At 67.0% G+C, this 22354-nt stretch carries 23 protein-coding genes; 18 read left to right on the top strand and 5 right to left on the bottom strand.

Annotated features, from left to right (window positions below):
• Positions 1–28: 28 nt before the first annotated feature.
• Genes FPY90_RS11300 through FPY90_RS11280 form a run of 5 tightly spaced genes read left to right on the top strand, consistent with a single transcriptional unit; the run spans position 29 to position 4196 of the window.
• The gene (locus FPY90_RS11300) at positions 29–991 is read left to right on the top strand and encodes an ABC transporter ATP-binding protein (protein WP_498681036.1); all 963 of its coding nucleotides are present in this window, start codon (positions 29–31) and stop codon (positions 989–991) included.
• Complete coding sequence (locus tag FPY90_RS11295; protein ID WP_071214138.1) at positions 988–1743, top strand: ABC transporter permease; 756 nt, start codon at positions 988–990, stop codon at positions 1741–1743. Before FPY90_RS11300 ends, FPY90_RS11295 begins: the two co-directional genes overlap by 4 nt.
• Positions 1680–2831 (top strand): sensor histidine kinase, encoded by a 1152-nt coding sequence (locus FPY90_RS11290; RefSeq protein WP_498681034.1) that lies wholly within the window; start codon positions 1680–1682, stop codon positions 2829–2831. The genes FPY90_RS11295 and FPY90_RS11290 overlap by 64 nt, the downstream gene beginning before the upstream one ends.
• Positions 2828–3463 carry a response regulator transcription factor gene (locus tag FPY90_RS11285; RefSeq protein WP_071214136.1) on the top strand — a complete coding sequence of 212 codons (636 nt, stop codon included), beginning with the start codon at positions 2828–2830 and terminating at the stop codon, positions 3461–3463. The genes FPY90_RS11290 and FPY90_RS11285 overlap by 4 nt, the downstream gene beginning before the upstream one ends.
• A gap of 58 nt (positions 3464–3521) precedes the next feature.
• Positions 3522–4196, top strand: coding sequence for a metal-dependent transcriptional regulator (locus FPY90_RS11280; protein WP_498681032.1), 675 nt, complete (start codon positions 3522–3524; stop codon positions 4194–4196).
• Here the strand turns inward: FPY90_RS11280 and FPY90_RS11275 are convergent.
• From FPY90_RS11275 to FPY90_RS11265, 3 genes are read right to left on the bottom strand one after another with little or no spacing between them, the layout of a single operon-like run.
• A complete protein-coding gene (locus FPY90_RS11275; protein WP_498681030.1) occupies positions 4193–5101 on the bottom strand; it encodes a metal ABC transporter permease in 909 nt (302 codons plus the stop codon). The two genes, FPY90_RS11280 and FPY90_RS11275, sit on opposite strands and share 4 nt — an antisense overlap.
• Positions 5098–5841 (bottom strand): metal ABC transporter ATP-binding protein, encoded by a 744-nt coding sequence (locus FPY90_RS11270; protein WP_498681029.1) that lies wholly within the window; start codon positions 5839–5841, stop codon positions 5098–5100. Before FPY90_RS11270 ends, FPY90_RS11275 begins: the two co-directional genes overlap by 4 nt.
• On the bottom strand, positions 5838–6800 hold the full coding sequence (locus tag FPY90_RS11265; RefSeq protein ID WP_498681028.1) for a metal ABC transporter substrate-binding protein: 963 nt from the start codon (positions 6798–6800) through the stop codon (positions 5838–5840). The genes FPY90_RS11270 and FPY90_RS11265 overlap by 4 nt, the downstream gene beginning before the upstream one ends.
• Positions 6801–7071: 271 nt before the next feature.
• Here FPY90_RS11265 and FPY90_RS11260 point away from each other — a divergent pair, with 271 nt between their 5' ends.
• Positions 7072–7854 carry a VOC family protein gene (locus tag FPY90_RS11260; protein ID WP_498681026.1) on the top strand — a complete coding sequence of 261 codons (783 nt, stop codon included), beginning with the start codon at positions 7072–7074 and terminating at the stop codon, positions 7852–7854.
• Positions 7855–8080: 226 nt separating this feature from the next.
• On the opposite strand, the gene purB is transcribed toward FPY90_RS11260, so the two are convergent.
• Complete coding sequence (gene purB / locus FPY90_RS11255; RefSeq protein WP_498681023.1) at positions 8081–9490, bottom strand: adenylosuccinate lyase; 1410 nt, start codon at positions 9488–9490, stop codon at positions 8081–8083.
• Between the two features lie 202 nt (positions 9491–9692).
• On the opposite strand from purB, the gene FPY90_RS11250 reads away from it, so the two are divergent.
• Together FPY90_RS11250 and FPY90_RS11245 are read left to right on the top strand one after the other, a co-directional pair.
• On the top strand, positions 9693–10013 hold the full coding sequence (locus tag FPY90_RS11250; RefSeq protein ID WP_071214129.1) for a hypothetical protein: 321 nt from the start codon (positions 9693–9695) through the stop codon (positions 10011–10013).
• Positions 10014–10040: 27 nt separating this feature from the next.
• Entirely contained in the window at positions 10041–11465 is a 1425-nt protein-coding gene (locus tag FPY90_RS11245) for a hypothetical protein (RefSeq protein ID WP_498681021.1), read from the top strand.
• A 43-nt stretch (positions 11466–11508) separates the two neighbouring features.
• Here the strand turns inward: FPY90_RS11245 and FPY90_RS11240 are convergent, their stop codons facing one another.
• Positions 11509–11901 carry a phage holin family protein gene (locus tag FPY90_RS11240; RefSeq protein ID WP_498681019.1) on the bottom strand — a complete coding sequence of 131 codons (393 nt, stop codon included), beginning with the start codon at positions 11899–11901 and terminating at the stop codon, positions 11509–11511.
• Between the two features lie 121 nt (positions 11902–12022).
• On the opposite strand from FPY90_RS11240, the gene FPY90_RS11235 reads away from it, so the two are divergent.
• The 10 genes from FPY90_RS11235 to catA all read left to right on the top strand — a co-directional run bounded on the left by FPY90_RS11235 (position 12023) and on the right by catA (position 22316).
• Positions 12023–13144 (top strand): histidinol-phosphate transaminase, encoded by a 1122-nt coding sequence (locus FPY90_RS11235; protein ID WP_498681017.1) that lies wholly within the window; start codon positions 12023–12025, stop codon positions 13142–13144.
• Between the two features lie 123 nt (positions 13145–13267).
• Complete coding sequence (locus FPY90_RS11230) at positions 13268–14416, top strand: thiamine pyrophosphate-dependent dehydrogenase E1 component subunit alpha (protein WP_071214125.1); 1149 nt, start codon at positions 13268–13270, stop codon at positions 14414–14416.
• Positions 14413–15393, top strand: coding sequence for an alpha-ketoacid dehydrogenase subunit beta (locus FPY90_RS11225; RefSeq protein ID WP_498681015.1), 981 nt, complete (start codon positions 14413–14415; stop codon positions 15391–15393). The genes FPY90_RS11230 and FPY90_RS11225 overlap by 4 nt, the downstream gene beginning before the upstream one ends.
• Positions 15394–15457: 64 nt before the next feature.
• Positions 15458–16885, top strand: a complete 1428-nt coding sequence (locus FPY90_RS11220; RefSeq protein WP_498681013.1) for a dihydrolipoamide acetyltransferase family protein — start codon at positions 15458–15460, stop codon at positions 16883–16885.
• A gap of 158 nt (positions 16886–17043) precedes the next feature.
• A complete protein-coding gene (locus tag FPY90_RS11215; RefSeq protein WP_307579355.1) occupies positions 17044–17856 on the top strand; it encodes a hypothetical protein in 813 nt (270 codons plus the stop codon).
• 42 nt (positions 17857–17898) lie between these two features.
• Entirely contained in the window at positions 17899–18537 is a 639-nt protein-coding gene (locus tag FPY90_RS11210; RefSeq protein ID WP_498681012.1) for a phosphoribosylanthranilate isomerase, read from the top strand.
• Positions 18538–18661: 124 nt separating this feature from the next.
• Positions 18662–19594: a LysR substrate-binding domain-containing protein gene (locus FPY90_RS11205; protein ID WP_498681010.1), complete on the top strand. Its 933-nt coding sequence runs from the start codon at positions 18662–18664 to the stop codon at positions 19592–19594.
• Positions 19591–20691, top strand: a complete 1101-nt coding sequence (locus FPY90_RS11200) for an enolase C-terminal domain-like protein (protein ID WP_071214121.1) — start codon at positions 19591–19593, stop codon at positions 20689–20691. Before FPY90_RS11205 ends, FPY90_RS11200 begins: the two co-directional genes overlap by 4 nt.
• Before the next feature lie 33 nt (positions 20692–20724).
• Positions 20725–21003 carry a muconolactone Delta-isomerase gene (catC, locus tag FPY90_RS11195; RefSeq protein WP_071214120.1) on the top strand — a complete coding sequence of 93 codons (279 nt, stop codon included), beginning with the start codon at positions 20725–20727 and terminating at the stop codon, positions 21001–21003.
• Between the two features lie 458 nt (positions 21004–21461).
• Positions 21462–22316, top strand: a complete 855-nt coding sequence (gene catA / locus FPY90_RS11190) for a catechol 1,2-dioxygenase (RefSeq protein WP_307579362.1) — start codon at positions 21462–21464, stop codon at positions 22314–22316.
• Positions 22317–22354 lie beyond the last annotated feature (38 nt).

Below are 22354 nucleotides of genomic sequence, written 5' to 3'. Positions count from 1 at the left end.
GGCAGGCCCGAGGCGACAGACTGGAGGCATGAAAACCACGACCGAACAGCAACCGGCATCGCCGCGGGCACCGCAGCCCGGTGCCACGGCACTGGAACTGCGCGACGTGCGCAAGTCCTTCCACACCAACGAAGGCCGGCTCGAGGCCGTCGCGGGGATCGACCTGCGCGTGGGCACCGGGGAGATCGTGGCCTTCCTGGGCCCCAATGGAGCCGGAAAAACCACCACGATCGACATGATGCTCGGCCTCACCCAGCCCACCTCCGGCACGATCTCCGTGTTCTGCAAGCCGCCCCGGGCGGCCGTCGAGGCCGGGGAAATCTCGGCGGTCCTGCAGACCGGCGGGCTGCTGCGCGACCTTACGGTGCGCGAGACCGTCACCGCCATCGCCGCGCTGCACGGTGCCAAGTCGCGAATTGACGAGGTCATGGAACGCACCGACATCACCTCCCTGGCCAGGCGCAAGGTCTCCAAGTGCTCCGGGGGCGAGCAACAGCGGCTCAAGTTCGCCCTGGCCCTGCTGCCCGATCCGCGCCTGCTGATCCTGGACGAACCCACCGCCGGGATGGACGTCTCTGCCCGCCGCGCATTCTGGGACACCATGCGCCAGGACGCGGTCGCCGGGCGCACCGTCCTGTTCGCCACCCACTACCTGGAAGAAGCGCAGGACTTTGCCGAACGCACCGTTCTCATCGGGGCCGGGCGGGTGCTGGCCGACGGGCCCACCGCGCAGCTGCGCGAGATGACCGGGGGACGGGTGGTCGGCGCCACGCTGCCGGCCGGCAGGCCGACCGCCCCCGCCGTGGCGGCGCTCCGGGCCCTGGACCAGGTCACCTCGGTGCGGCTGGAGGGCCGCCGCGTTTCGGTGACCGGCCCCAAGTCCGACGCTGCGGCGCGGATGCTGCTCAACGAACTGGCGGCCACCGACCTGGAAATCACCACGCCGACCCTCGAGGCGGCATTCATGGCACTGACCGGAGAAGACTCATGAACCCGACCTATGTCCGCATCGAGCTCTTCCGCCAATCCCGGGACGTCGGGAACCTGATGTTCACGGTGCTGATGCCGGTGGTGATGTACCTGCTTTTCGGGAACATGTTCGGCGGCGGGGGAGAACCCGCCGGAAACGGGAACGTGAAGTTCTACGTCATGTCCTCGATGGCGGCCTACGGGGCGGCTCTGGCCACCACCTCCATCGCCGGCACGGCAGCCACCGAGGCCATGTTGGGCTGGGGACGCCAGATCGCCCTGACGCGGATGACGCCCGCCGGGTTCGTGTCCTCCAAGCTGGCCGTGGCCCTGATCGTGGCCACCGGTTGCGCCGGGCTGGTCTTCGCGGTCGGGGCGGGAACCGGCGCCCGCGCCGACGCACCGTGGATCTGGACCGCAAGTTTCCTCATCGCGGTGCTCGGCTCCGGGGTCTTCGCCCTGTACGGACTGGGCATCGGAATGGCCTTCAAGTCCGAGACCGCCCTGGGCGTGGCCAGCGGGGGCATGGTGTTCTTCGCGTTCTTCGGAAACGTCTTCATGCCGCTGAGCGGGACCATGCTGGACATCGCCCGGTTCACCCCGATGTACGGCTACGCGGGGCTGGTGCGCTACCCGTTGACCGAGGGCTTCGGCGCGGGCGAGGGGGCCGGAACCGATTCGCTGGGCATGCTTGTCGCTAACCTTGTGGCATGGACTCTTCTCTTCGCGGTGTTCGCCCTCTGGGCAGTGCGCCGCTCCCGGGCGCGGAGGTGAACGACGAGGTGGGCGACCCCGGTTCCTTCTGGTCGAAGTTCGGCTGGCTGCTGGCAGCCGTCTGGGTTGTCTTCCTCATCTTCCCGATCCTGTCCATCACCGAGTCAACGCAGCCCATGCCCGCCAAGATCGCCGGGTACGGGCTGGTGGCGGCCTTCGCCGCCGTCTATCTGTGGGGCTTTTTCACCTACAGCTCGGAACTCGGGGTCAGCGCGAGCGGCCACGGACGCGCCTGGGTCCCTTTCGGCGCCCTGTTGGCGATCACCGCCGCCAGCCTTCCGATCCTCGGTGCCGACGCCATCAGCCTCGGCCCGTTCCTGATCAGCTTCGCTGCCTACCTGCTCTCGGTGCGCAGCATGTGGATCACCAACGCCGGGGTGCTCGCCGCGGCCCTGTCGGTCGCCATCCCCGCGGGGCTGGGCGACTACGTCTTCCTGCTGGGCCTGCTGGTGGTGCTCGTTGTCGTCAACGCGGTGAACACCGCGCTGATCCGGCGCGGCATCGCGGCAGACGACCTGCGCCTCGACTATGCGCTGCTGGCCGAACAGGAACGGATGGCCCGGGACGTGCACGACGTGCTGGGGCACTCGCTCACCGCGATCGGGCTGAAGGCCGAACTCGCCGAACGGCTGCTGGATTCCGACGTCGACGCCGCCCGCGCCGAGCTGCGGCAGATCCGCGCGCTGAATGCTGAGGCGCTGGACTCGATCCGCGCCACCCTGGACGGGCAGCGCAGCACCACCCTGGCCCAGGAACTTGCCTCCGTGCGCGCCGCGCTGGACGATGCGCGGATCAAGACCGTGCTCGTCGGCAACGCGCAGGATCTCGAGCCGGCGCACTCCACGGTGCTGTCCTGGATCCTGCGCGAGGCAGCCACCAACGTGCTGCGCCACGCCCACGCCACCACCTGCTGGATCCGCATCGCCCCCGGCAGGCTGGGCATCGAGGACGACGGCGACTCGCTGGCAGGAAGCCGCGAGGGGCACGGCATGCGCGGGATGCGCGAACGCGCCCGGCTGGCCGGGGCGCGGCTGGAGATCGGGGACTCGGACCACGGCGGCACCAAGGTTGCGGTGAGCTGGGAATGAGCGCAGCAGATGCCGCCGCGGCCGCACCCATCAGGGTGCTGCTGGCCGACGACCAGGCGCTGGTGCGCGGGGCGCTGGCCGCGCTGCTGAACCTGGAACCCGACATCGAGGTCGTCGCCCAGGCCGGTGACGGAGCCGAGGTCGCGAAACTTGCCGTCGAACACCGGGTGGACGTGGCGTTGCTGGATGTCCAGATGCCGGGCACCGACGGGCTGGAAGCGGCACGGATGCTGCGGGCGGCCATGCCCGGTTGCAGGATGCTGATGGTGACGACCTTCGACCGGCCGGGGTACCTGCGGGCCGCGTTCGAGGCCGGGGCCAGCGGGTTCCTGGTCAAGGACACCCCGTCCTCCGAGCTGGCCGCGGCGGTGCGCCGGGTGCATGCCGGGGGCCGGGTGGTTGACCCCGCCCTGGCCGCGACCTCGCTGACGAGCGGGGCCAACCCGCTGACCGAGCGCGAGCGCGAGGTGCTGTCCCGTGCGCAGTCCGGCGCCCCGGTGGCACAGATCGCCGCGTCCCTGCACCTGAGCGCCGGCACGGTGCGCAACCACCTCTCCAGTGCCATCGGCAAGACCGGGGAGGCGAACCGCATCGCCGCGGCCCACCTGGCCCGCGAACAGGGCTGGATCTAGGCGAGCCCACGCCCTTGCGGCACAAGGCCGGGCGGGTGTCCTCTGTAGACTCGTACACATGTCGGTTTCGGAACTTTCCATCAGCACGCAGAACTACCTGAAGGTCATCTGGGGCCTGTCCGAATGGTCCGACGACCCGGTCACCGCAACGGACATCGCCCAGAAATCGGGGCTGCGGGTTTCCTCGGTCTCCGACGCGGTGCGCAAGCTGACCACCCAGGGCCTGGTCAGCCACGCCCGCTACGGCGCCGTGGAGCTGACCGAACTGGGCCGCAAGTACGCCCTGGACATGGTCCGGCGGCACCGGCTGCTGGAGACCTTCCTGGTCGAGCACCTGGGGTACGACTGGGACCAGGTCCACGACGAGGCCGAGAACCTGGAACACGCCATGAGCGACTTCATGGTCGAACGCCTCGACACGTTCCTGGGCCACCCCTCCCGAGACCCGCACGGGGACCCGATCCCGAGCGTCGACGGGGTGCTCACGGTGCCCGACGCGGTGCTGCTGAGCACCGTGGAGCCCGGGGGCCGGGTCGTGGTGGAACGCATCAACGACGAGGACCCGGAGCTGCTGCAATACCTCAGCGCGCAGGGCGTCGTGCCGGGCGTGGGCCTGGTCGTCGCCGAGGCCGCACCCTTCTCCGACGCGGTGCAGCTGCTGGTCGCCGACGGCACGGCCAGCATCACGCTGGGCCGCCAGGCCGCCGACGCGCTGCATGTCTCGCGGGGCTAGCTCCCGGGTCCCGCGCCTTCCGGCGCACTGGTCCCGGCTTCCGGGGCGCGGCGGCGGCGCACCGAGGCGAAGATCCTGCGCCCCAGCAGCCCCTGGGCGGGGGCGAAGAGGTACACGAGCGCGAACACCGCTCCCTGGACCAGCACGATCATGCCGCCCGAGGCGGTGTCCAGGTAGTAGCTGGCGTACAGCCCGATGACCGAGCAGGCGACCGAGATGGCCGGGGCGATCAGCAGCATCCGCCCGAAGCGATCGGTGAGCAGGTGCGCGGTGGCCCCGGGGATGATCAGCATCGCCACCACCAGGATTACGCCCACCGCCTGCAGCGCCACCACACTGGTCAGCGCCAGCAGCCCCAGCAGCGTGGCGCCCAGCAGCCGCGGGTTCAACCCGATGGCGTGCGCATGGGTCGCATCGAAGGCAAAGAGCGTGAAGTCCCGGCGCCACAGCAGCAGCGCCGCCAGGGCCAACGCCCCGAGGACCAGGATCTGGACCAGCTCGGCCTTGGAGACGCCCAAGAGGTTCCCGAAGATGATGTGTCCCAGGTCGGTCTCGGACGGGGTGACCGAGATCAGCACCAGGCCCAGGGCGAAAAGCGTGGAAAAGACGATGCCGATGGCCGCGTCCTCCTTGATCCGGCTGGTGTCGCGCACCGCGCCGATCAAGCCCACGGCCAGGAACCCGAAGAGCAGCGCGCCGATGGCGAATGGCACGCCGAGCACGTAGGCCAGCACGACGCCCGGCAGCACCGCGTGGGAGACCGCGTCTCCCATCAGCGACCAGCCGATGAGCACCAGCCAGCAGGAGAGCACCGCGCAGACGGCCGCGGCGGTCACGGCGGTGGCCAGGGCGTTGACCATGAAGCCGTAGCCCAGGGGTTCGATGACGAGGTCCAGCAGGTTCATGATTCTTCGTTCCGTCCCAGGACGTCCAGGCCGAAGGCCAGGGCAAGGTTTTCGGGGCGCAGCACGGTGTGCGGGTCCCCGTGCATCAGCACCTTCCGCATCAGGAGCACCGCCTCGTCGGCCAGCGCCGGCAGGGCGTGCAGGTCGTGGGTGGAGACCAGGATCGCGGCCCCGGCCGTGGCCTGTTCGCGCAGCAGCCGGGTGATGGTGGCCTCGGATCTTTTGTCGACCCCGGCGAAGGGCTCGTCGAGCAGCAGCACCGACGCGCCCTGGGCGATGCCGCGGGCGACGAAAGCGCGCTTCTTCTGCCCGCCGGAGAGCTGCCCGATCTGCCGGTGCGCATGCCCGGCCAACTCCACGCGTTCCAGGGCCTCGGCGACGGCCAGCTTGTCGGCCTTCGCGGGCCGGCGGGTGAATCCCATGTGCCCGTAGCGTCCCATCATCACCACGTCGTGCACAGAGACCGGGAAGGACCAGTCCACGTCCTCGGACTGCGGCACGTATCCGATGGCCGCGGACTTCCGGGCACGGGCGGGGGTGCCGCCGTTGATGCGCACGGTTCCGGCCTCGGGCTTGAGCAGGCCCATGATGACCTTGAACAGCGTGGACTTGCCCGATCCGTTCATGCCCACCAGCCCGCAGATGCGCGAGGGATAAAGCTGCAAGCTGGCCCCGTCCAGGGCCAGCACCTCGCCGTAGCGCACCGTCAAGCCGGTGGCGTCCACGGCCGGGGTGCTCATTCGGTGTCCCCTCTCAGTGCTTCAAGGATCACGTCGGAGTCGTGGCGGATCATTTCCAGGTAGCTGGGGACCGGGCCGTCGGCCTCGGAGAGCGAGTCGACGAACAGCGTGCCGCCGTAGGCTGCATCGGTTCCCTGCACGACCTGCTGCATCGGGGCGTCGGAGACCGTGGATTCGCAGAAGACCGCCGGGACCCGGTGCTCCTTGACGAATTCGATGACCGAGACGATCTGCCGCGGGGTGGCCTGCTGTTCGGCGTTCACGGCCCAGATGTATTTTTCCTTCAGCCCGGCGTCGCGGGCGAGGTAGGAGAAGGCGCCCTCGCAGGTCACCAGTGCCCGCTCGTTCTCCTTCAACCCGGAAAGCCCGGCGACCAGGTTGTCCTGCAGTGCCTGCAGCTGCGCGGTGTAGGCGCCGGCGTTGGCCGTGTAGTGTTCGCGGTTTTCCGGATCCAGCTCGATGAAGGCGTCGCGGATGTTGGCCACGTAGTGCTGCACGTTCACCGGGCTCATCCAGGCGTGCGGGTTGGGCTTTCCGGCGTTGGCGTCCTCGGTGATGTCCATGACCTCGATCCCGTCGCTGAGCACCACGTGCGGCACGTCGAGCTCGGCGACGAACTTCCCGAACCAGGCCTCCAGGTTCAGCCCGTTGTCCAGGATCAGCTGGGCCTTGGAGGCCCTGGCGATGTCCTGGGGCGTGGGCTCGTAGCCGTGGATCTCGGCCCCGACCTTGGTGATGGATTGGACCTCGAGCTTGTCGCCGGCGACGTTTTGGGCGATGTCGGCCAGCACGGTGAAGGTGGTCAGCACGACCGGGCGATCGGAGGCGCCCCGGGCGGGTCCGGTTCCGGGGGAGCCGCAGCCGGCTAGCGTCGCGGTGAGCGCGATCGCGGCGAGGGCCGCAGTGAGACGGCGGCGCAGGCGGGATGTCGCGGCACGGAGGCGTTGAGGATTCGTCATTGAGGTCCTAAGCGGTGCGGGGGTGTCGAACGGTGGGAAGGGAACGGATATCCCATGTTACGCCATGACGTAGATCTATGTACGCCATGACGTAACTTTGTGGTCGGGTGTCCGCGCTACGGGCAACGGCGGCAGGGCCCGGCGCCCCGCACCGCGAATTCGCGAGCTACCGACCGGTATTCGGAAGAAACCATTGATGTGGCGCGGGCACCGGCATAGAATCGCCCGTGGATCCACATTCATGCACCCCTGTTGATTGGTTGGAGTCGTCATGCCCAAGCCCGCGCTGCCCGTCGGATCGCCCTGCTGGATCGATCTGCTGACATCGAACCCGGAGAAATCCAAGGAGTTCTACAACGCGCTCTTTGGCTGGACCTACGAGACCGGGGACCAGGAGAAATACGGCGGCTACGTCACCGCGTCCAAGGACGAGGCGATGGTCGCCGGGATCATGAAGAACGACGGGACCTCCGGCTCTCCCGACACCTGGACGACCTACCTGCGCGTGGACGACATCGACGCGGCGGCGAAGTCCGCGGCCGAGCACGGCGGACAGGTCTACCTGCAGCCCATGGAAGTTCCCGACCAGGGCAAGATGGCGATGTTCGGGGATGCCTCGGGCGCCGCCGTCGGGATCTGGGAATTCGGCGGGCACACCGGATACCAGCTGGCTGCCGAAAACGGGGCACCGGCCTGGCATGAACTGTTCACCCGGGATTTCGCCTCGGCCGTGAAGTTCTACCAGGACGTCTTCGGCTGGAAAACCGCGGTGGTCGGCGACACCGACGAATTCCGCTACACCACCCTCGGGGAGGGCGACAACGCGAAGGCCGGCATCATGGACGCCAGTTCGTTCCTGCCCGAGGGTGCCCCGCCCAGCTGGCACGTGTACTTCGCGGTCGACAATGCCGATGACGTGGTTGCCAAGACTGTTGCCCTGGGCGGGGCGGTCATCCAGCCCGCGGAGGATACGCCCTTTGGGCGCAACGCCGCGCTGACGGATCCCACCGGTGCGGAGTTCTGGATCACCCAGGACATCGGCCAGGGAAGGTAACCAGGGGGCCGCCGCAACGGTTCCCCGCTCGGGGGATTCATTGACGCCGGCGCCCGTTACTTGGGGTGCGAGGCGCCGGCGTCAATGGACTTTGGTTGTCGTCCTGCCGCCCATCGCCGCGGACGCCGGGACCGAAGAAACGTGTAGACGACCGTGGCCGCGCCCGAAACATCGGACGCGGCCACGGGCCATGGGGTCGGTGCCGGAAAACGCCCGACCGAACCGCTTACTTCTTCAGGTGGTCGACCAGCTTCGAGGCGATGCCGTTGTAGGACCCCGGGGTCAGCGCCAGCAGGCGTGCCTCGGCCCCGGTGGACAGGCCCAGCGAGGAGACGAACTCCTGCATGCGGGCCGCGTCGACGCGCTGGCCGCGGGTCAGGTCCTTGAGGCGCTCGTATGGGTTTTCCATGCCCTCGATGCCGGCGATGGCCTCGGCGCGCATGACCATCTGGATGGCCTCGCCGAGCACCTCCCAGTTGTGGTCCAGGTCGTTGGCAAGCACGTCTTCGGCTACGTCCAGGCGGTCAAGGCCCTTGGCGACGTTGGAGATTGCCAGCAGCGAGTGGCCGAAGGCGGTGCCGATGTTGCGCTGCGAGGAGGAGTCCGTGAGGTCGCGCTGCCAGCGGCTGGTCACCAGGGTGGCACCCAGGGTGTCGAGCAGGCCGTTGGAGATCTCCAGGTTTGCCTCGGCGTTTTCGAAGCGGATCGGGTTGACCTTGTGCGGCATGGTCGAGGAGCCCGTGGCGCCCGCAACCGGGATCTGCGCGAAGTAGCCGATGGAGATGTAGCTCCACACATCGGTGCACAGGTTGTGCAGGATCCTGTTGAAGCGGGCCATGTCCGCGTACAGCTCGGCCTGCCAGTCGTGCGACTCGATCTGGGTGGTCAGCGGGTTCCAGGTCAGCCCCAGGCCCTCGACGAAGGTGCGCGAGACTTCCTGCCAGTCGGCGGCGGGCACCGAGGCGTAGTGGGCGGCGTAGGTGCCGGTGGCGCCGTTGATCTTGCCCAGGAACTCGGTCTTCTCGATGCGGTCCAGCTGGCGGGTCAGGCGCCAGGCCAGCACGGCAAGTTCCTTGCCCAGGGTGGTGGGGGTTGCAGGCTGTCCGTGGGTGCGCGAGAGCATCGGCACGTCGCGGGAATCCTCGGCCATCGTGGTGATCTGGGCTACCAGCGTGCGTGCCGCCGGCAGCCACACGTTCATGACCGCGTCCTTGACGCCCAGGGCGTAGGAGAGGTTGTTGATGTCCTCGGAGGTGCAGCCGAAGTGCACCAGTGCGGTGAGGTTCGCGATGCCGATGCCCTCGAGGCGGCGGCCGATGTAGTACTCCACTGCCTTCACGTCGTGCACCGTGACGGCCTCGATCTCGGCCAGCTCGGCCACGGACGCTGCGTTGAATTCGGTGACGATCTTGCGCAGCGCGGAACGCTGGGCCTCGGTGAGCGGGGAGGTGCCCGGCAGCACGGAGTTGTCGGTCAGGTGGATCAGCCATTCGACTTCCACGTGGACGCGGTCGCGGTTCAATGCCGCTTCGGAGAGGTGGTCGACCAGCGGGGCCACGGCGGCACGGTAACGACCGTCCAGGGCACCAAGGGCGAGGGGTTCGGATGCAAGTGAAATGCGCGCGGAATCAGCCATGGTGCCCATTCTTTCATGATTCATCGACACGGCGCCCGGGACGTGACGCCGCGCACGTCGCATACCTGACGCATTCGGCCTTGCCGGGTTATCCACATGTCGCGGCCATCGGTCCGCCGGCGGAGCATGGTGCTGTCAGCGTTGAACCCAACAAACACGACCGGGCCACCGGCACGAAGACGGAAGGGGTGCGGCAGAACAGATGCTCGAAGCAATTGCCGATGAAATGCTCATGCGGGTGGTCGCCACCCAGGCCGCGGTGTATCGGGCCCGCGAACAACTCGAACAGGTGCTGCGCCTGGAATGGGAGTCCCCGGCCGGCCGCGCGTTCCGGGACCGGGCTGCCGAACTGGCAGCCAAGGTCGCCGACCTGGACACCCGGCTGGAATCGGCCCGCGGTGAAATCTGGTCCGCCCGGTCCGACCTGGCCGAGCTCGAGTCCACGATCTTGTCCACCCTTGGCACCCTGGGGCCCATCGTGACCCCCGGAGGATTGCCGCGCGGATTGCTTGGAGGGTTCTAGGACACGGAAAAAGGAGGCAAAACCACCATGGGATACGAAGTGCGCGGGGGACCGGGATCCATCCGGTTCACCCTGACCGAACTCGAACGAACCACCTCGATGCTCACCGGGACCGGCGCGGAACTGCTCGAAGGCGCTTCCCTCCTGGCCAGGTTCCCGCAATTCCCTGCGGCCATGTTGGCGCTGGGCACGCTGATGCTGCGGGCCCGAGTCATCGGCGCCGTGCAGTCCCTGGCCGAGGCCGCAGGATCATGCACCGCACGGGCCGCGGAGGCCGGGGTCCTGGCGCTGGCGGTTGCCACCGCGCGGAGCACCTACGAACAAACCGAATTCGCGGCGCAGCGCGGGATGAACGAGGCGCGCGGAAGCCTGTTGCCCCTGACCGTGATGTGGGACCTGGCCAGCAACAAGGGCCGGCCGCGTACCCAATCCACCGAGGACCTGATCAACGAGATGCCGAGCATCCTGGGATTCCCCTTGGGGTTCTTGCGCGACACCGAGCACGGAGGCATGTTCAAGGCCCCGCTGGCCGAGCGGCTCTACCCGCAGCTCACCGAGTTCCTGCGTGACCAGAACCTCCTGCACCTGGCGCCCGTCAAGGTCCGCGGACAGGGGCCAGACCGCGTCGTGCAATTCGACGGGACCATCGAAACCCTGGTAGAGCTGCAGAAGATGGCGGAGCGGGAACCTCCGGGCAGCCTGCTGGTCACCCGGTTCGAGGGCGACGACGGGCCTGTCTATGTCATGACGATCCCGGGTACGCAGTCGGATCCGCTCAAGGACATCAACGAGAAGGTACGCCGGATCAGGGGAACGGAGTCGGAACCGGAACTGGGCAATCCCTGGGACGGCACGGGCATTGTTGAGGGGATGGGCAACGACTCGAAGAACCTCATCCCGTCCGTCGAGGAGGCATTGCGGAAATCGGGTGCCAACGACGGGGACCGCGTGGTGGTCACCGGATACAGCCAGGGCGGGATCCACGCGGTGAACATCGTCAACGACGAGCATCTGAATAAACTCTTCGACTTCCAGTACCTGACCACATTCGGTTCCCCGACGGGACAGGTCCCGATACCCGAGGACACCCTCGCGCTGCACCTGGAGGACAGGAACGACTTGGTTCCGGGCACCGACGGGAGCAGGAATCCCGAGGAACGCAACAGGTTGACGGTCGTTTTCGACGGCCCCGACGGATCAATCGAATTGGGCAGCGACGGGTTCGGCGAGGCCCACAAGCTGGAGAACTACGAGTCACATGCCAAGGACCTGCGTGGCTCCAAGGACCCGGGAGTCATCGAGTCCCTGGGTCTGTTGGGAACCCTGTTCGGGCAATCCCGGCGCGGGAAGGTGCATTCCTTCCGCCTCGGGCGCCAACCCAGGCCGGAAATGAAGCTGCCGAAGAAGGACGGGAAGCGCGAGCGCCTGTCCAGGATCACCCCGGGACACTAGGAAGCGAAATTCCCGACGGTTGCAGGAACCGATGCGCGGTGCATCAACGCTTGGCCGGTGCGATCCAGCCCATCAGGGCCGAAACGATGGAAATGATCACCGAGCCGATGATGGCATCCCAAAAGAACCTGTCGACATGCAGCCCCATGGGTAGGTACTGGGTCAACCAGGAGGTCAGCATCAACATTGCGGCGTTGATGACCAAGGTGAACAAGCCAAGGGTCAAGCAGGTGATCGGCAGCGACAGCAGGCTCACGATCGGCTTCACCACCGCATTGACCAGCCCAAAGACCAAGCCCACCACCAGATACGCCAAGACCACGCCCAACGTGGCATCGGTGGACGGTGCGGTGGTGACGGTGATGCCGGGCACGACCCACGCGGCGGCCGCAAGGGCCAGCGCGTTGATCACCACGCGGAAGATAAACGCAATCATGGACCCAATAATCGCACACCGCATCCTGGCCCCGCGGCAGTGAAACAGTCTTCCCAGAAGCTTGGCAGGAACGATGCGACACATGGGGAATGCCGGGGCGGCAACAGATAGGCTGTAAGGCATGACCACCGAAAATCCTGCGCCCCTCGATCCGGTCCAGCCCCGCACCATTATTGGTCGGATGCCCAAGTATGCTGCAGGCAAGCCGCCGCGCGAGGTGCCGGGCCTGAGCGCCTTCAAGCTCTCCTCGAACGAGAATCCGCTGCCGCCGATCCCCGAGGTGATGGACGCGATCCGGGCCCAACTCGACATCAACCGGTATCCCGATCCGCTCTCGACCAAGCTGCGCAATGCCCTGTCGGAATTCCTGTCGGTCCCGGCCGACGACATCGTCACCGGTGCCGGATCCCTCGGCGCGCTGACCCAGATCCTGGCGACCTTTGCCGGCCAGGACGACGACGGCGTGCAGGACGAAGTGGTCTTTGCCTGGCGCTCCTTCGAGGCGTACCCGATCGTGGTGGAAACCGCCGGGGCCCTGCCGGTGCAGGTTCCCCTGCTGGCGGACGGCCGCCACGACCTGGACGCCATGGCCGCGGCCGTCAACGAAAACACCTCGGTGATCCTGCTGTGCACACCGAACAACCCCACCGGCCCGGCGTTGCGCACCGAGGAAGTCGAGGCGTTCATTGCCAAGGTTCCCGCCAACGTGTTGATCGTCATCGACGAGGCCTACCAGGAATTTGTGCGCGATCCTCTGGCAGTCAACGGGATCGACACCTACCGCAGGCACCCCAATGTCATGGTGCTGCGGACCTTCTCCAAGGCCCACAGCCTGGCCAACCTCCGTGTGGGGTATTCGGTCTCGCATCCCGAGATCACCAATCACATCCGGGTCGTCGCCACCCCGTTCGCTGTCTCCTCGCTGGCCGAGGATGCGGCTGTTGCGTCCCTGGCCCACTTCGACAAGGTTGTGGAAAGGGTACAAAAGGTCGTTGACGAACGCACCCGCGTGGTTGCCGGGCTGCAGGAGCTCGGATGGCAGATTCCGGACGCCGACGGCAACTTCGTCTGGCTGCAACTGGGTGCCAATACCGCCGAATTTGCGGAGCTGGCTTCGGAGCAAGCGTTGGCAGTGCGTGCCTTCGGCAACGAGGGGGTCCGGGTGAGCATCGGGGAAGCCGAGGCCAATACCCGGTTCCTCGAGCTTTGTCGGAACTATCCAAAACCCCCGACGCTTTCCTAGGGGCGGATAAGTCGTGGTTTGCGGCAATCCACCGCTAGGCTAGAACAGACAATCCCGCTATATGCCCCATGGGGAATGTATTCCGCATGGGGCATATTTCATGTACGTAAGGACGCCCTCGGTATGACCAACACCGTGCACGAGCCCTCGGAGCAAGCGCTGATACAGCTACTTACCCCCGAAGGGGAACGTCGCTCGCACGCCGAGTACGACAGCTACATCCAGGATGTCGACGCGGAAATGTTGCGTGGGTTCTACCGCGACATGGCACTTACCCGCCGCTTCGACCAGGAAGCCACTGCGCTGCAGCGCCAGGGGCAACTGGCCCTGTGGGTTCCCCTGCGTGGACAGGAAGCGGCACAGATCGGTTCGGGAAGGGCCACCCGCCCGTCCGACTACATCTTCCCCACCTACCGCGAACATGGCGTGGCGCTGACCCGAAATGTCGACTTCCCGCAGATGCTGCGGATCTTCCGCGGCATTTCCAACGGCGGCTGGGACCCGAGGGAAAACAACTTCCACATGTACACCATGGTGCTTGCGGCCCAGATGCCGCACGCCACCGGCTACGCCATGGGCATCCAGCGCGACCAGGCCGGCTGGGACGCCGAACGCCTCGAGAAGGACGGCGAGGCCGTCGTGGCCTACTTTGGCGACGGTTCCTCCACCGAGGGCGAGGTCCATGAATCCATGGTCTTCGCCGCCAGCTTCAATTCCCCGGTCGTCTTCTTCTGCCAGAACAACCAGTGGGCCATCTCGGTCCCGTTCCACGTGCAGTCCAAGGTGCCGCTGGCCGACCGCGCCGCCGGCTACGGCTTCCCCGGAATCCGGGTGGACGGCAACGACGTGCTGGCGGTGCTGGCCGTGACCCGCTGGGCCCTTGAACGCGCCCGCCGCGGCGAAGGCCCGGTGCTGATCGAGGCGGTCACCTACCGGATGAGCGCCCACACCACCGCCGACGACCCCACCAAGTACCGCCTGGACGCCGACGAGGAGGCCTGGGTCGGCCGCGACCCGCTGGCCCGCCTGGAAAAGCACCTGCGGGACAACGACCTGGCCGACGAGCTGTTCTTCAAGCAGGTCGCCGTCGACGGCGACGAGATGGCCACCCGCGTCCGCGTCGAGGCCATGGCGTTCCCTGACCCGGAACTCGCCCAGTCCTTCGCCAACGTCTACGCCGAGGCCCATCCGCTGATCCAGGAAGAGCTCAAGTGGCACCTGGAATACGAAGCAGGGTTCGCCGACACCACCGAGGAAGGGGCCACCCGATGAGCACCACCACGATGACCCTGGCCAAGGCCATCACCGCCGGACTCGACAAGGTCCTGGCCGACAACCCGAAGTCCCTGCTGATCGGCGAGGACATCGGACGCCTGGGCGGGGTCTACCGCGTCACCGACGGGCTGATCGACACCTACGGAGCCGACCGCGTGATCGACTCCCCGCTGGGCGAGGCCGGAATCATCGGCACCTCCATCGGGATGGCCATCCGCGGCTACGCCCCGATCGCCGAGATCCAGTTCGACGGCTTCGTCTTCCCCGCCTTCAACCAGATCACCACGCAGCTGGCCAAGATGCGCGCCCGCTCCGAGGGCCGCTTCGGCGCCCCCGTGGTCATCCGCATCCCCTACGGCGGCGGCATCGGGTCCATCGAGCACCACTCCGAATCCCCGGAGGCGCTCTTCGCGCACACCGCCGGGCTGCGCATCATGGCGCCGTCCAACGCGCACGACGCCTACTGGATGATCCAGCAGGCCGCGGCCTGCCAGGACCCGGTGATCTTCTTCGAACCCAAGCGCCGCTACTGGCTCAAGGGCGAGGTCGACACCGAGAACCCGGCCGCCGACGCCTTCAAGGCCCAGGTGATCCGTCCCGGCGAGGACGCCACCATCGTCACCTACGGCCCGCTGGTGCCCGTCGCCCTGGCCGCGGCCGAGGCCGCGCGCGAGGACGGCCGCAGCGTCGAGGTCATCGACCTGCGCTCGGTCTCGCCGATCGACTTCGACACCATCACCGAGTCGGTGGAAAAGACCGGCCGGCTCATCGTCACGCACGAGGCCCCCACCTTTGGCGGCATCGGCGGGGAAATCGCCGCCCGCATCTCCGAGCGCGCCTTCCTCTCGCTGGAAGCCCCGGTCATCCGCGTCGGCGGCTTCCACATGCCCTACCCGGTGGCCAAGGTCGAGGAGCAGTACCTGCCCGACATCGACAAGGTCCTCGAGGCCCTCGATCGGTCCTTCGCCTACTAAACCGCAGGTGCGCACCTTTGCCACCGCACCGCAGATGCAAAGTTTCTCACAAGGAGTGAAGACGATGAGCACCTTCAATCTTCCCGATGTCGGCGAGGGCCTCACCGAGGCCGAAATCGTCAGTTGGAAAGTCAAGCCCGGCGACACCGTGGCCGTGAACCAGGTCTTCGTGGAGATCGAGACCGCGAAGTCGCTGGTCGAGCTGCCCAGCCCCTACGCCGGGGTGGTCAAGGAACTGCACGGCGCCGAGGGCGAGACCCTGGCCGTGGGTGCCGCGCTGTTCACGGTGGAGGAGGCCGGTTCCCGCCCGGCCCCGCTGGCCAACGTGCCCCAGGTGGCCGACATCGCCGAATCCGACACCCCGGTCGCCAGCGAGGAACCCGGCCCGCTGGTCGGCTCGGGACCCAAGGCCGATGCCGTCAAGCGCCGCGCCCGCACCAACCGCCCGGCCCCGACCAGGCCCGGCAGGGCCGCAGGCGCACCGGGTGCCCCGGCGATCCCCGCCGCGCTGGCCGACACCATCTCCCGCCGCGCCGCCGAGATCGGCCAGGCCTCCACCCGGCTGACCGCAGCGGCCAAGCCCGCCGTGGCCGCCTTCGTGGACCGCGTGCTGGCCAAGCCGCCGGTGCGCAAGGTCGCCAAGGAGCTCGGCGTGGACCTGACCGAGGTCACCGGCACCGGAGGCCAGGGCGAGATCACCCGCGACGACGTGCTCTCCTACAAGTCCCAGCGCGAGGCCGAGCGTGATGCGGCCCCGATGTTCTGGTCTTCCCAGGGCGTGGAGCTCGACGAGCGGATCGTGCGCACCCCGGTGCGCGGGGTGCGCAAGGCCACCGCCAAGGCCATGGTCGAATCGGCCTTCACCGCCCCGCACGTGTCGATCTTCGTGGACGTGGATGCCTCCCGGACCATGGAGTACGTGGCCCGGCTGAAGAAGAGCCGCGACTTCGAGGGCATCCGGGTTTCCCCGCTGCTGGTGCTGGCCAAGGCCGTCATCTGGGCGGCCGCCCGAAACCCCTCGGTCAACGCCTCCTGGGTGGAGACCGAGAACGGCGCCGAGATCCAGGTCAAGCACTTCATGAACCTGGGCATCGCTGCGGCAACGCCGCGCGGGCTGATCGTCCCGAACGTCAAGGAAGCCCAGAACCTGTCCATGCGCGAGCTGGCGATCGCGCTGAACGACCTGGCCGAGACCGCCCGCGCCGGCAAGACCTCCCCGGCCGACATGGCCGGCGGCACCCTGACGGTGACCAACATCGGCGTGCTGGGCATCGACACCGGAACACCGATCATCAACCCCGGCGAGGTCGCGATCGTCGCCTTCGGCACCATCCGGCAGAAGCCGTGGGTCGTCGACGGTGCAGTGGTGCCGCGCTGGATCACCACCCTGGGCGGATCCTTCGACCACCGCGTGGTGGACGGGGACCTGTCGGCCCGCTTCATGGCGGACGTGGCGGCCATCATGCAGGAACCGGCGCTGCTGCTGGACTGACACACAGCGGGACAACCTGTCGGTCCGCGGCCGGTGCGTGGAAGCGATTCCGCGCACCGGCCGCGGCACTTTCCCGCGCTGGCAATTCCACCGGTGCTGGGGCACAGTGGAAAGCGTATCGACGTCCGATTATGCACTCGCGCACAAGGAGACCACCGATGAGCATCAACCGGGCAGCCGCCGCATTCGGTGTTGCATCGCTGCTGGGCATGGTTTTGCTGGCCGGCTGCGCAGATGCCGCACCCCGCAAGACCTTGAACCAGAGCACCATCGATTCGAGCCCCTTCGGCCCGCCGCAGGTGCCCTCCGCCTACCCCGGGGAAGATTCCGGCAGCCCGGGCCCGACCCCCACCCCGGCGGCCTCGAGCCAAGCGTCCGGCGCCCGGGTCCCCGCAGGCGAGATCGACACCACCGGGTGGAAGAGCTTCAGCACCCAGGGAGTGGGCTTCACGTACCCGGCCGACTGGAACATCGAGGAAGACGACTGCAGCGACTGCAACTCCACGGCCAAGGCACTGGCTGACCCGTTCGCCAAGTGGGACCTCGAAAACTCCGACGGCGACGAGATCGCGGAGTTCCGGGCCGACAGTGCGACGGACACCGACGGCGACATCGCAACCTACACCCGCACCGTCCTGGAATCCACGCCCCTGGACGCCGGCTTCCACCAACCGGCCGAGGTGCTCTTCGAACACATGGTGATCCAGGCGCCGGGCAAGAAGACCGAGCAAAAGGTCGTGCTGATGATCAACGACTCCGCCGCCACCAAGGCGCGCGGCGAGCGCCCGGCGCTGGACTTCTTCACCCCGGTCAAGGGCCTGGCCAGCCAAATGGCAAGCACCGACGACCTGGCCGAGGAACTGGGGTTCGACGACGACCAGGTGAGCCTCGACGATGCCAGGAAGATCATGCGAAGCAAGGAATACCGGCAATTGCGGGCCGTCATGCTCAGCGTGCGGATTCAGAAGTAGCATGGAAGTCGACCAACCCACGTACCGACCGGGAAGTGCCGAGTGAATCACCAGCTGTACATCAAGATCTGTGGACTGAGCACTCCCGCGACCGTGGAAGCGGCCGTGGAGGCCGGTGCGAACGCCGTGGGATTCGTCTTTGCCCCCGGCAGCCCCCGGACCGTGGACCCGGAACTCGTCAAGACGCTCGTCGCCCGGGTGCCCGCGGACGTCGAAACCGTCGGGGTCTTCCGCAACCAGCCGCTGGACCAGGTCATCGACCTCGCCAAGCGGGCCGGCGTGGGCACCGTCCAGCTGCATGGCGACGAGCCCTACGCGGATGTGCAGGCACTGCGCGAGCAGGGGTTTGCGACGCTGCGGGCCCTTTCCTTCGACGACTACCGGGCGCTGGCCCCGGCGGAACGGGATCGCTGGGAGGCCGAACGGATCCTGCTGGACGCCGTGGAACCGGGCGCCGGGGTCACCTTTGACGCCTCGGAGCTGCTGGCGGAACCGCCCGCCGGAACCTGGATACTGGCCGGGGGGCTGAACCCCGGCAACGTCGCGCGCCTGGTTCAGACCCTGCAGCCTGCCGGGGTCGATGTCTCTTCCGGGGTCGAATCCAACCGAGGTACCAAGGACATCGGGCTGATCGAGGCATTCGTCGCCGCGGCCCGGTCCGCCGAAGCCACGGCCCAATAGGCGCAGCGTCCTTCGCCCCGGAGGATGCTGGAATGGCGGCCACGCCGACGACTGATACTTTTTGGCTCTGAATCGAGCCGATACATGTATTTCCCATAAGTAATCTTTGCGTCCTAATCTGGCAGTGGAGCACATCAGTGCCCGCGACCGGAGGGTGGACGACGTGGAAGTGCGTCAGATGCGTTACTTCATTGCCGTGGCCGAGGAAAAACACTTCGGCCGCGCGGCGCAACGCCTGCACATGGCCCAGCCCCCGCTGTCCCAACAGATCAAGGCGCTCGAGGAGCAGCTGGGCACCCAGCTGCTGGTGCGCACCACCCGCAAGGTCGACCTCACCGCTGCCGGCGAACTGCTCCTGGCCCGGGCCAGGTTGCTGCTGGCCGAGATCGAGAAGCTCGAACAAGACGTCAAGCTCGTGGGCCAGGGAGCCAGCGGCGTGCTGCGGGTTGGCGTGTCCGGCACCGCCACCTACCGTCTGATGCCCATCATCGTGCAGGCCGCCCGGAAACACATGCCGGGCCTGCGCCTGAGCGTGCAGGGCGAGATGCTCACCCCCGAGATGGAAATCGCGCTGGAAGAGCAGCGCGTGGACGTCGCGGTGCTGCGCCCGCCGATCCGTTCGAACCAGTTGAGCCTGAAATTCCTGGAGAAGGACGAACTGGTGGTGGCCCTGCCCGAGGACCACGAACTGGCCTCGCGCGGGCTGCTTGAGCTCGCGGACCTGGCTGATGAACCATTCATCGCCTACCCGTTGAGCTCCGCGGTGAATGCCATCTCCACCGAGGCCTGCCGCCAGGCCGGGTTCAGCCCCCGGATCGTCCAGGAAACCCAGGAAACCTCCACCCTGCTTTCATTCGTTGCCGCCGGGATGGGCGTTGCCCTGGTCCCCACCGCGCGACGCATGTTTGCCCTGCAAGGCATCGTCTTCCGCCAGTTGCGCAATGCGCCAGCGGTCGACCTTGCCGTTGCCTGGAAGACCGACAACGAAACAGCCCTGCTGAAGAAGTTCTTGGACCTCTTCGAGACTCCAGCCACCACGGAAGGAAACCAAGCGTGAAAATCCTGCGCATTGAAGCGATTCCCTATTCGATTCCCTACAACCACCCGCTCAAGTTTGCCAGCGGGGAGGTCACCGACGCCGAGCACGTGCTGGTGCGCATCCATTCGGACGAGGGACTCATCGGCGAGGCCGACGCCCCGCCGCGCCCCTACACCTACGGCGAGACCCAGGCATCGATCATCACCATCATCGAGAATGTCTTCGCCCCGCAACTGATCGGGCTCGATCCATTCGACCGCGGCAAGGTCCATGAGGTCATGGCCCGGACCATCCACAACCAGGTGGCCAAGGGCGCCGTGGACATCGCGCTGTGGGACCTGATGGGCAAGGCGCTGGGGACCCCGGTGCACAAGCTGCTGGGCGGCTATACCGATTCGATGCGCGTCTCGCACATGCTCGGGTTCAAGCCGGCCCAGGAACTGCTCGACGAGGCGCTGCGTTTCGGCGAGGAATATGGCATCACCACCTTCAAGCTCAAGGTAGGACGCCGCCCGCTGGCCCTGGACATCGAGGCCTGCCACGTGCTGCGCGCCGGGCTCGGCGACGACGTGGAACTCTACCTGGATGCCAACCGCGGCTGGAGCGCCAACGAAGCCATGGAGGTGCTGCGACGCACCGAGGGCCTGGGGCTGACGGCCCTGGAGGAACCCTGCGACGCGAAGGAAGCCATGAGCCGCCGTCGCCTCGTGGAGAAGTCCCCGATCCCCATCGTGGGCGACGAATCGGTGCCGACGGCGGGGGATGTCTCGCGCGAGCTGCTCTCCGGCGGCTCCAACGCGATCTGCATCAAGACCGCCCGCAGCGGCTTCACCGAAGCCACCGAGATCCTGGGCCTGTGCACCGGGCTGGGCGTGGATGTCACCATGGGTAACCAGATCGACACCCAGGTCGGCTCGCTGGCCACCGTGACCTTCGGTGCCGCCCACGAGGCCACCGTCCGCCGGGCAGGGGAGTTGTCCAACTTCCTGGACATGGCCGACGACCTGCTGGCCGAACCCATCCGGATCAACGGCGGCCGCATCTCGGTGCGCAACGTCCCGGGCGTCGGCGCGGCCGTCGACGAGGACAAGCTCACCCGCTACCGCCAGAACTAGCACCTACCCAAAACGCCTACTCCAGGAGAAGACATGTTGTTCCTAGCCCGCATGGACGTAACGTTCCCGCCACACCTGACCGAGGCGCAGATCGCCGATTTCCAGGTCCGCGAGAAGGAATACTCGGGATCGCTGCAAGGCAGCGGAAAGATGGCCGGCATCTGGCGCATCGTCGGCGAGTACGCCAACCACTCGCTGTTCGATGTCGAGTCGAATGACGAGCTGCACCAGATCCTCAGCGGGTTCCCGATGTACCCGTACATGAAGATCAAGGTCACGCCGCTTGCCAAGCACCCGAACTCGATTCGCTGACACCGGTCTTCTTTAGAACGCCACCCGGTCCGTGGCGTCGGGACGCGCTTTAATGCGTGCCCCGGCGCCACGGACCGTTGTCGTTGGAGGACGCGCGCGGGCCCGCCGGCGCACTGTTCTCGCCTGGGCCCGCCTTCCGAACAGGGGTCATGACGGGAAGCCTGGACCGGGCGTCCAGGCCGCGGACATCGATGCTTCACAGCACCCGCGATGCAATGGTTGAATGATCTCCTCCGCATCCTGGATCGGGCGCGATCCGGTCGTCGGGGCCGTTCAACCGTGGAAACCGTCGACTTATATGCAGAACATCTGAATGTAGCGAAAAGAAGTATTTCCCTCTTCCTAATAACCGTCATAGATTGAAGGCATGGAAAGTCGCTGTGACAGCAATCACCGGACCATGTGACCGGCGTCCAGCGCAACAACACCCCTCCAGCAGGAGATAGAAGGAGCAACTCGTGAGCACCGAAACCACCGCCAGCGCAGCATCGTCAGGCAACGCAGCCACCGACCGATTCCGCGAATCGGGCAAGACCTCTTCCCTCACGGTTGATGTCGAGCGCGTCAACCTGCTGGCCAGCAAGCTGATCAAGGCCGCCAACGACATCGTCCTCGAAGAGCGCGTCAGCTACGACGAGTTCAATGCCCTGAAGGCATGGCTGATCAAGGTCGGCGCCGACGGCGAATGGCCGCTGTTCCTCGACGTCTGGCTGGAGCACTCCGTAGAGGAGGTCGCCACCGACCACCGCGAGGGCAACAAGGGCTCCATCGAGGGCCCGTACTACGTGCCAGAGGCTCCTGAGCAGAACTCCCCGGCCACCATCCAGATGCGCGACGACGAAAAGGGCACCTCGCTGCTCTTCCAGGGCCAGGTCCGCAGCACCGACGGCAGCGCGTTGCCGAATGCGAAGATCGAGCTGTGGCACGCCGACGAAGAGGGCTTCTACTCGCAGTTCGCACCGAACATCCCCGAGTGGAACCTGCGCGGCACCTTCATTGCCGATGCGGAAGGCAACTTCCAGATCAACACCATGCAGCCGGCCCCGTATCAGATCCCGACCGACGGCGCCTGCGGCCAGCTGATCGCCGCCGCCGGCTGGCACGCCTGGCGCCCGGCCCACCTGCACCTGAAGGTCTCGGCCCCCGGCTTCGAACTGCTCACCGCCCAGCTGTACTTCCCGGGCGACGAGCACAACGACGACGACATCGCCACCGCGGTAAAGCCGGAGCTGCTGCTGGACATCCAGCCGGCCACCGAAGGCACCGGCGTGCAGACCACCTACGACTTCGTGCTTGATCCCGTAGCCAAGTAGGTCCTCGCCTCCCTCGTCACGGCGGGGCTCCCGGAGAC

Origin of the sequence: Arthrobacter sp. C2, assembly GCA_024207135.1 — a bacterium.
Lineage (GTDB): Bacteria > Actinomycetota > Actinomycetes > Actinomycetales > Micrococcaceae > Paeniglutamicibacter.
Note: the sequence above shows the minus strand (reverse complement) of the source record. Positions and strands in the feature narration are given on the sequence as shown.

Bases quoted from the DNA above. Each gene is read 5' to 3' on its own strand.
- catC (WP_071214120.1), top strand. From the start codon at position 20,725: ATGTTGTTCCTAGCCCGCATGGACGTAACGTTCCCGCCACACCTGACC.
- FPY90_RS11290 (WP_498681034.1), top strand. From the start codon at position 1,680: ATGGACTCTTCTCTTCGCGGTGTTCGCCCTCTGGGCAGTGCGCCGCTC.
- FPY90_RS11295 (WP_071214138.1), top strand. From the start codon at position 988: ATGAACCCGACCTATGTCCGCATCGAGCTCTTCCGCCAATCCCGGGAC.
- FPY90_RS11300 (WP_498681036.1), top strand. From the start codon at position 29: ATGAAAACCACGACCGAACAGCAACCGGCATCGCCGCGGGCACCGCAG.
- FPY90_RS11280 (WP_498681032.1), top strand. From the start codon at position 3,522: ATGTCGGTTTCGGAACTTTCCATCAGCACGCAGAACTACCTGAAGGTC.
- FPY90_RS11230 (WP_071214125.1), top strand. From the start codon at position 13,268: ATGACCAACACCGTGCACGAGCCCTCGGAGCAAGCGCTGATACAGCTA.
- FPY90_RS11225 (WP_498681015.1), top strand. From the start codon at position 14,413: ATGAGCACCACCACGATGACCCTGGCCAAGGCCATCACCGCCGGACTC.
- FPY90_RS11245 (WP_498681021.1), top strand. From the start codon at position 10,041: ATGGGATACGAAGTGCGCGGGGGACCGGGATCCATCCGGTTCACCCTG.
- FPY90_RS11235 (WP_498681017.1), top strand. From the start codon at position 12,023: ATGACCACCGAAAATCCTGCGCCCCTCGATCCGGTCCAGCCCCGCACC.
- FPY90_RS11215 (WP_307579355.1), top strand. From the start codon at position 17,044: ATGAGCATCAACCGGGCAGCCGCCGCATTCGGTGTTGCATCGCTGCTG.
- purB (WP_498681023.1), bottom strand. From the start codon at position 9,490: ATGGCTGATTCCGCGCGCATTTCACTTGCATCCGAACCCCTCGCCCTT.
- FPY90_RS11250 (WP_071214129.1), top strand. From the start codon at position 9,693: ATGCTCGAAGCAATTGCCGATGAAATGCTCATGCGGGTGGTCGCCACC.
- FPY90_RS11265 (WP_498681028.1), bottom strand. From the start codon at position 6,800: ATGACGAATCCTCAACGCCTCCGTGCCGCGACATCCCGCCTGCGCCGC.
- FPY90_RS11220 (WP_498681013.1), top strand. From the start codon at position 15,458: ATGAGCACCTTCAATCTTCCCGATGTCGGCGAGGGCCTCACCGAGGCC.
- FPY90_RS11240 (WP_498681019.1), bottom strand. From the start codon at position 11,901: ATGATTGCGTTTATCTTCCGCGTGGTGATCAACGCGCTGGCCCTTGCG.
- FPY90_RS11260 (WP_498681026.1), top strand. From the start codon at position 7,072: ATGCCCAAGCCCGCGCTGCCCGTCGGATCGCCCTGCTGGATCGATCTG.
- FPY90_RS11275 (WP_498681030.1), bottom strand. From the start codon at position 5,101: ATGAACCTGCTGGACCTCGTCATCGAACCCCTGGGCTACGGCTTCATG.
- FPY90_RS11285 (WP_071214136.1), top strand. From the start codon at position 2,828: ATGAGCGCAGCAGATGCCGCCGCGGCCGCACCCATCAGGGTGCTGCTG.
- FPY90_RS11270 (WP_498681029.1), bottom strand. From the start codon at position 5,841: ATGAGCACCCCGGCCGTGGACGCCACCGGCTTGACGGTGCGCTACGGC.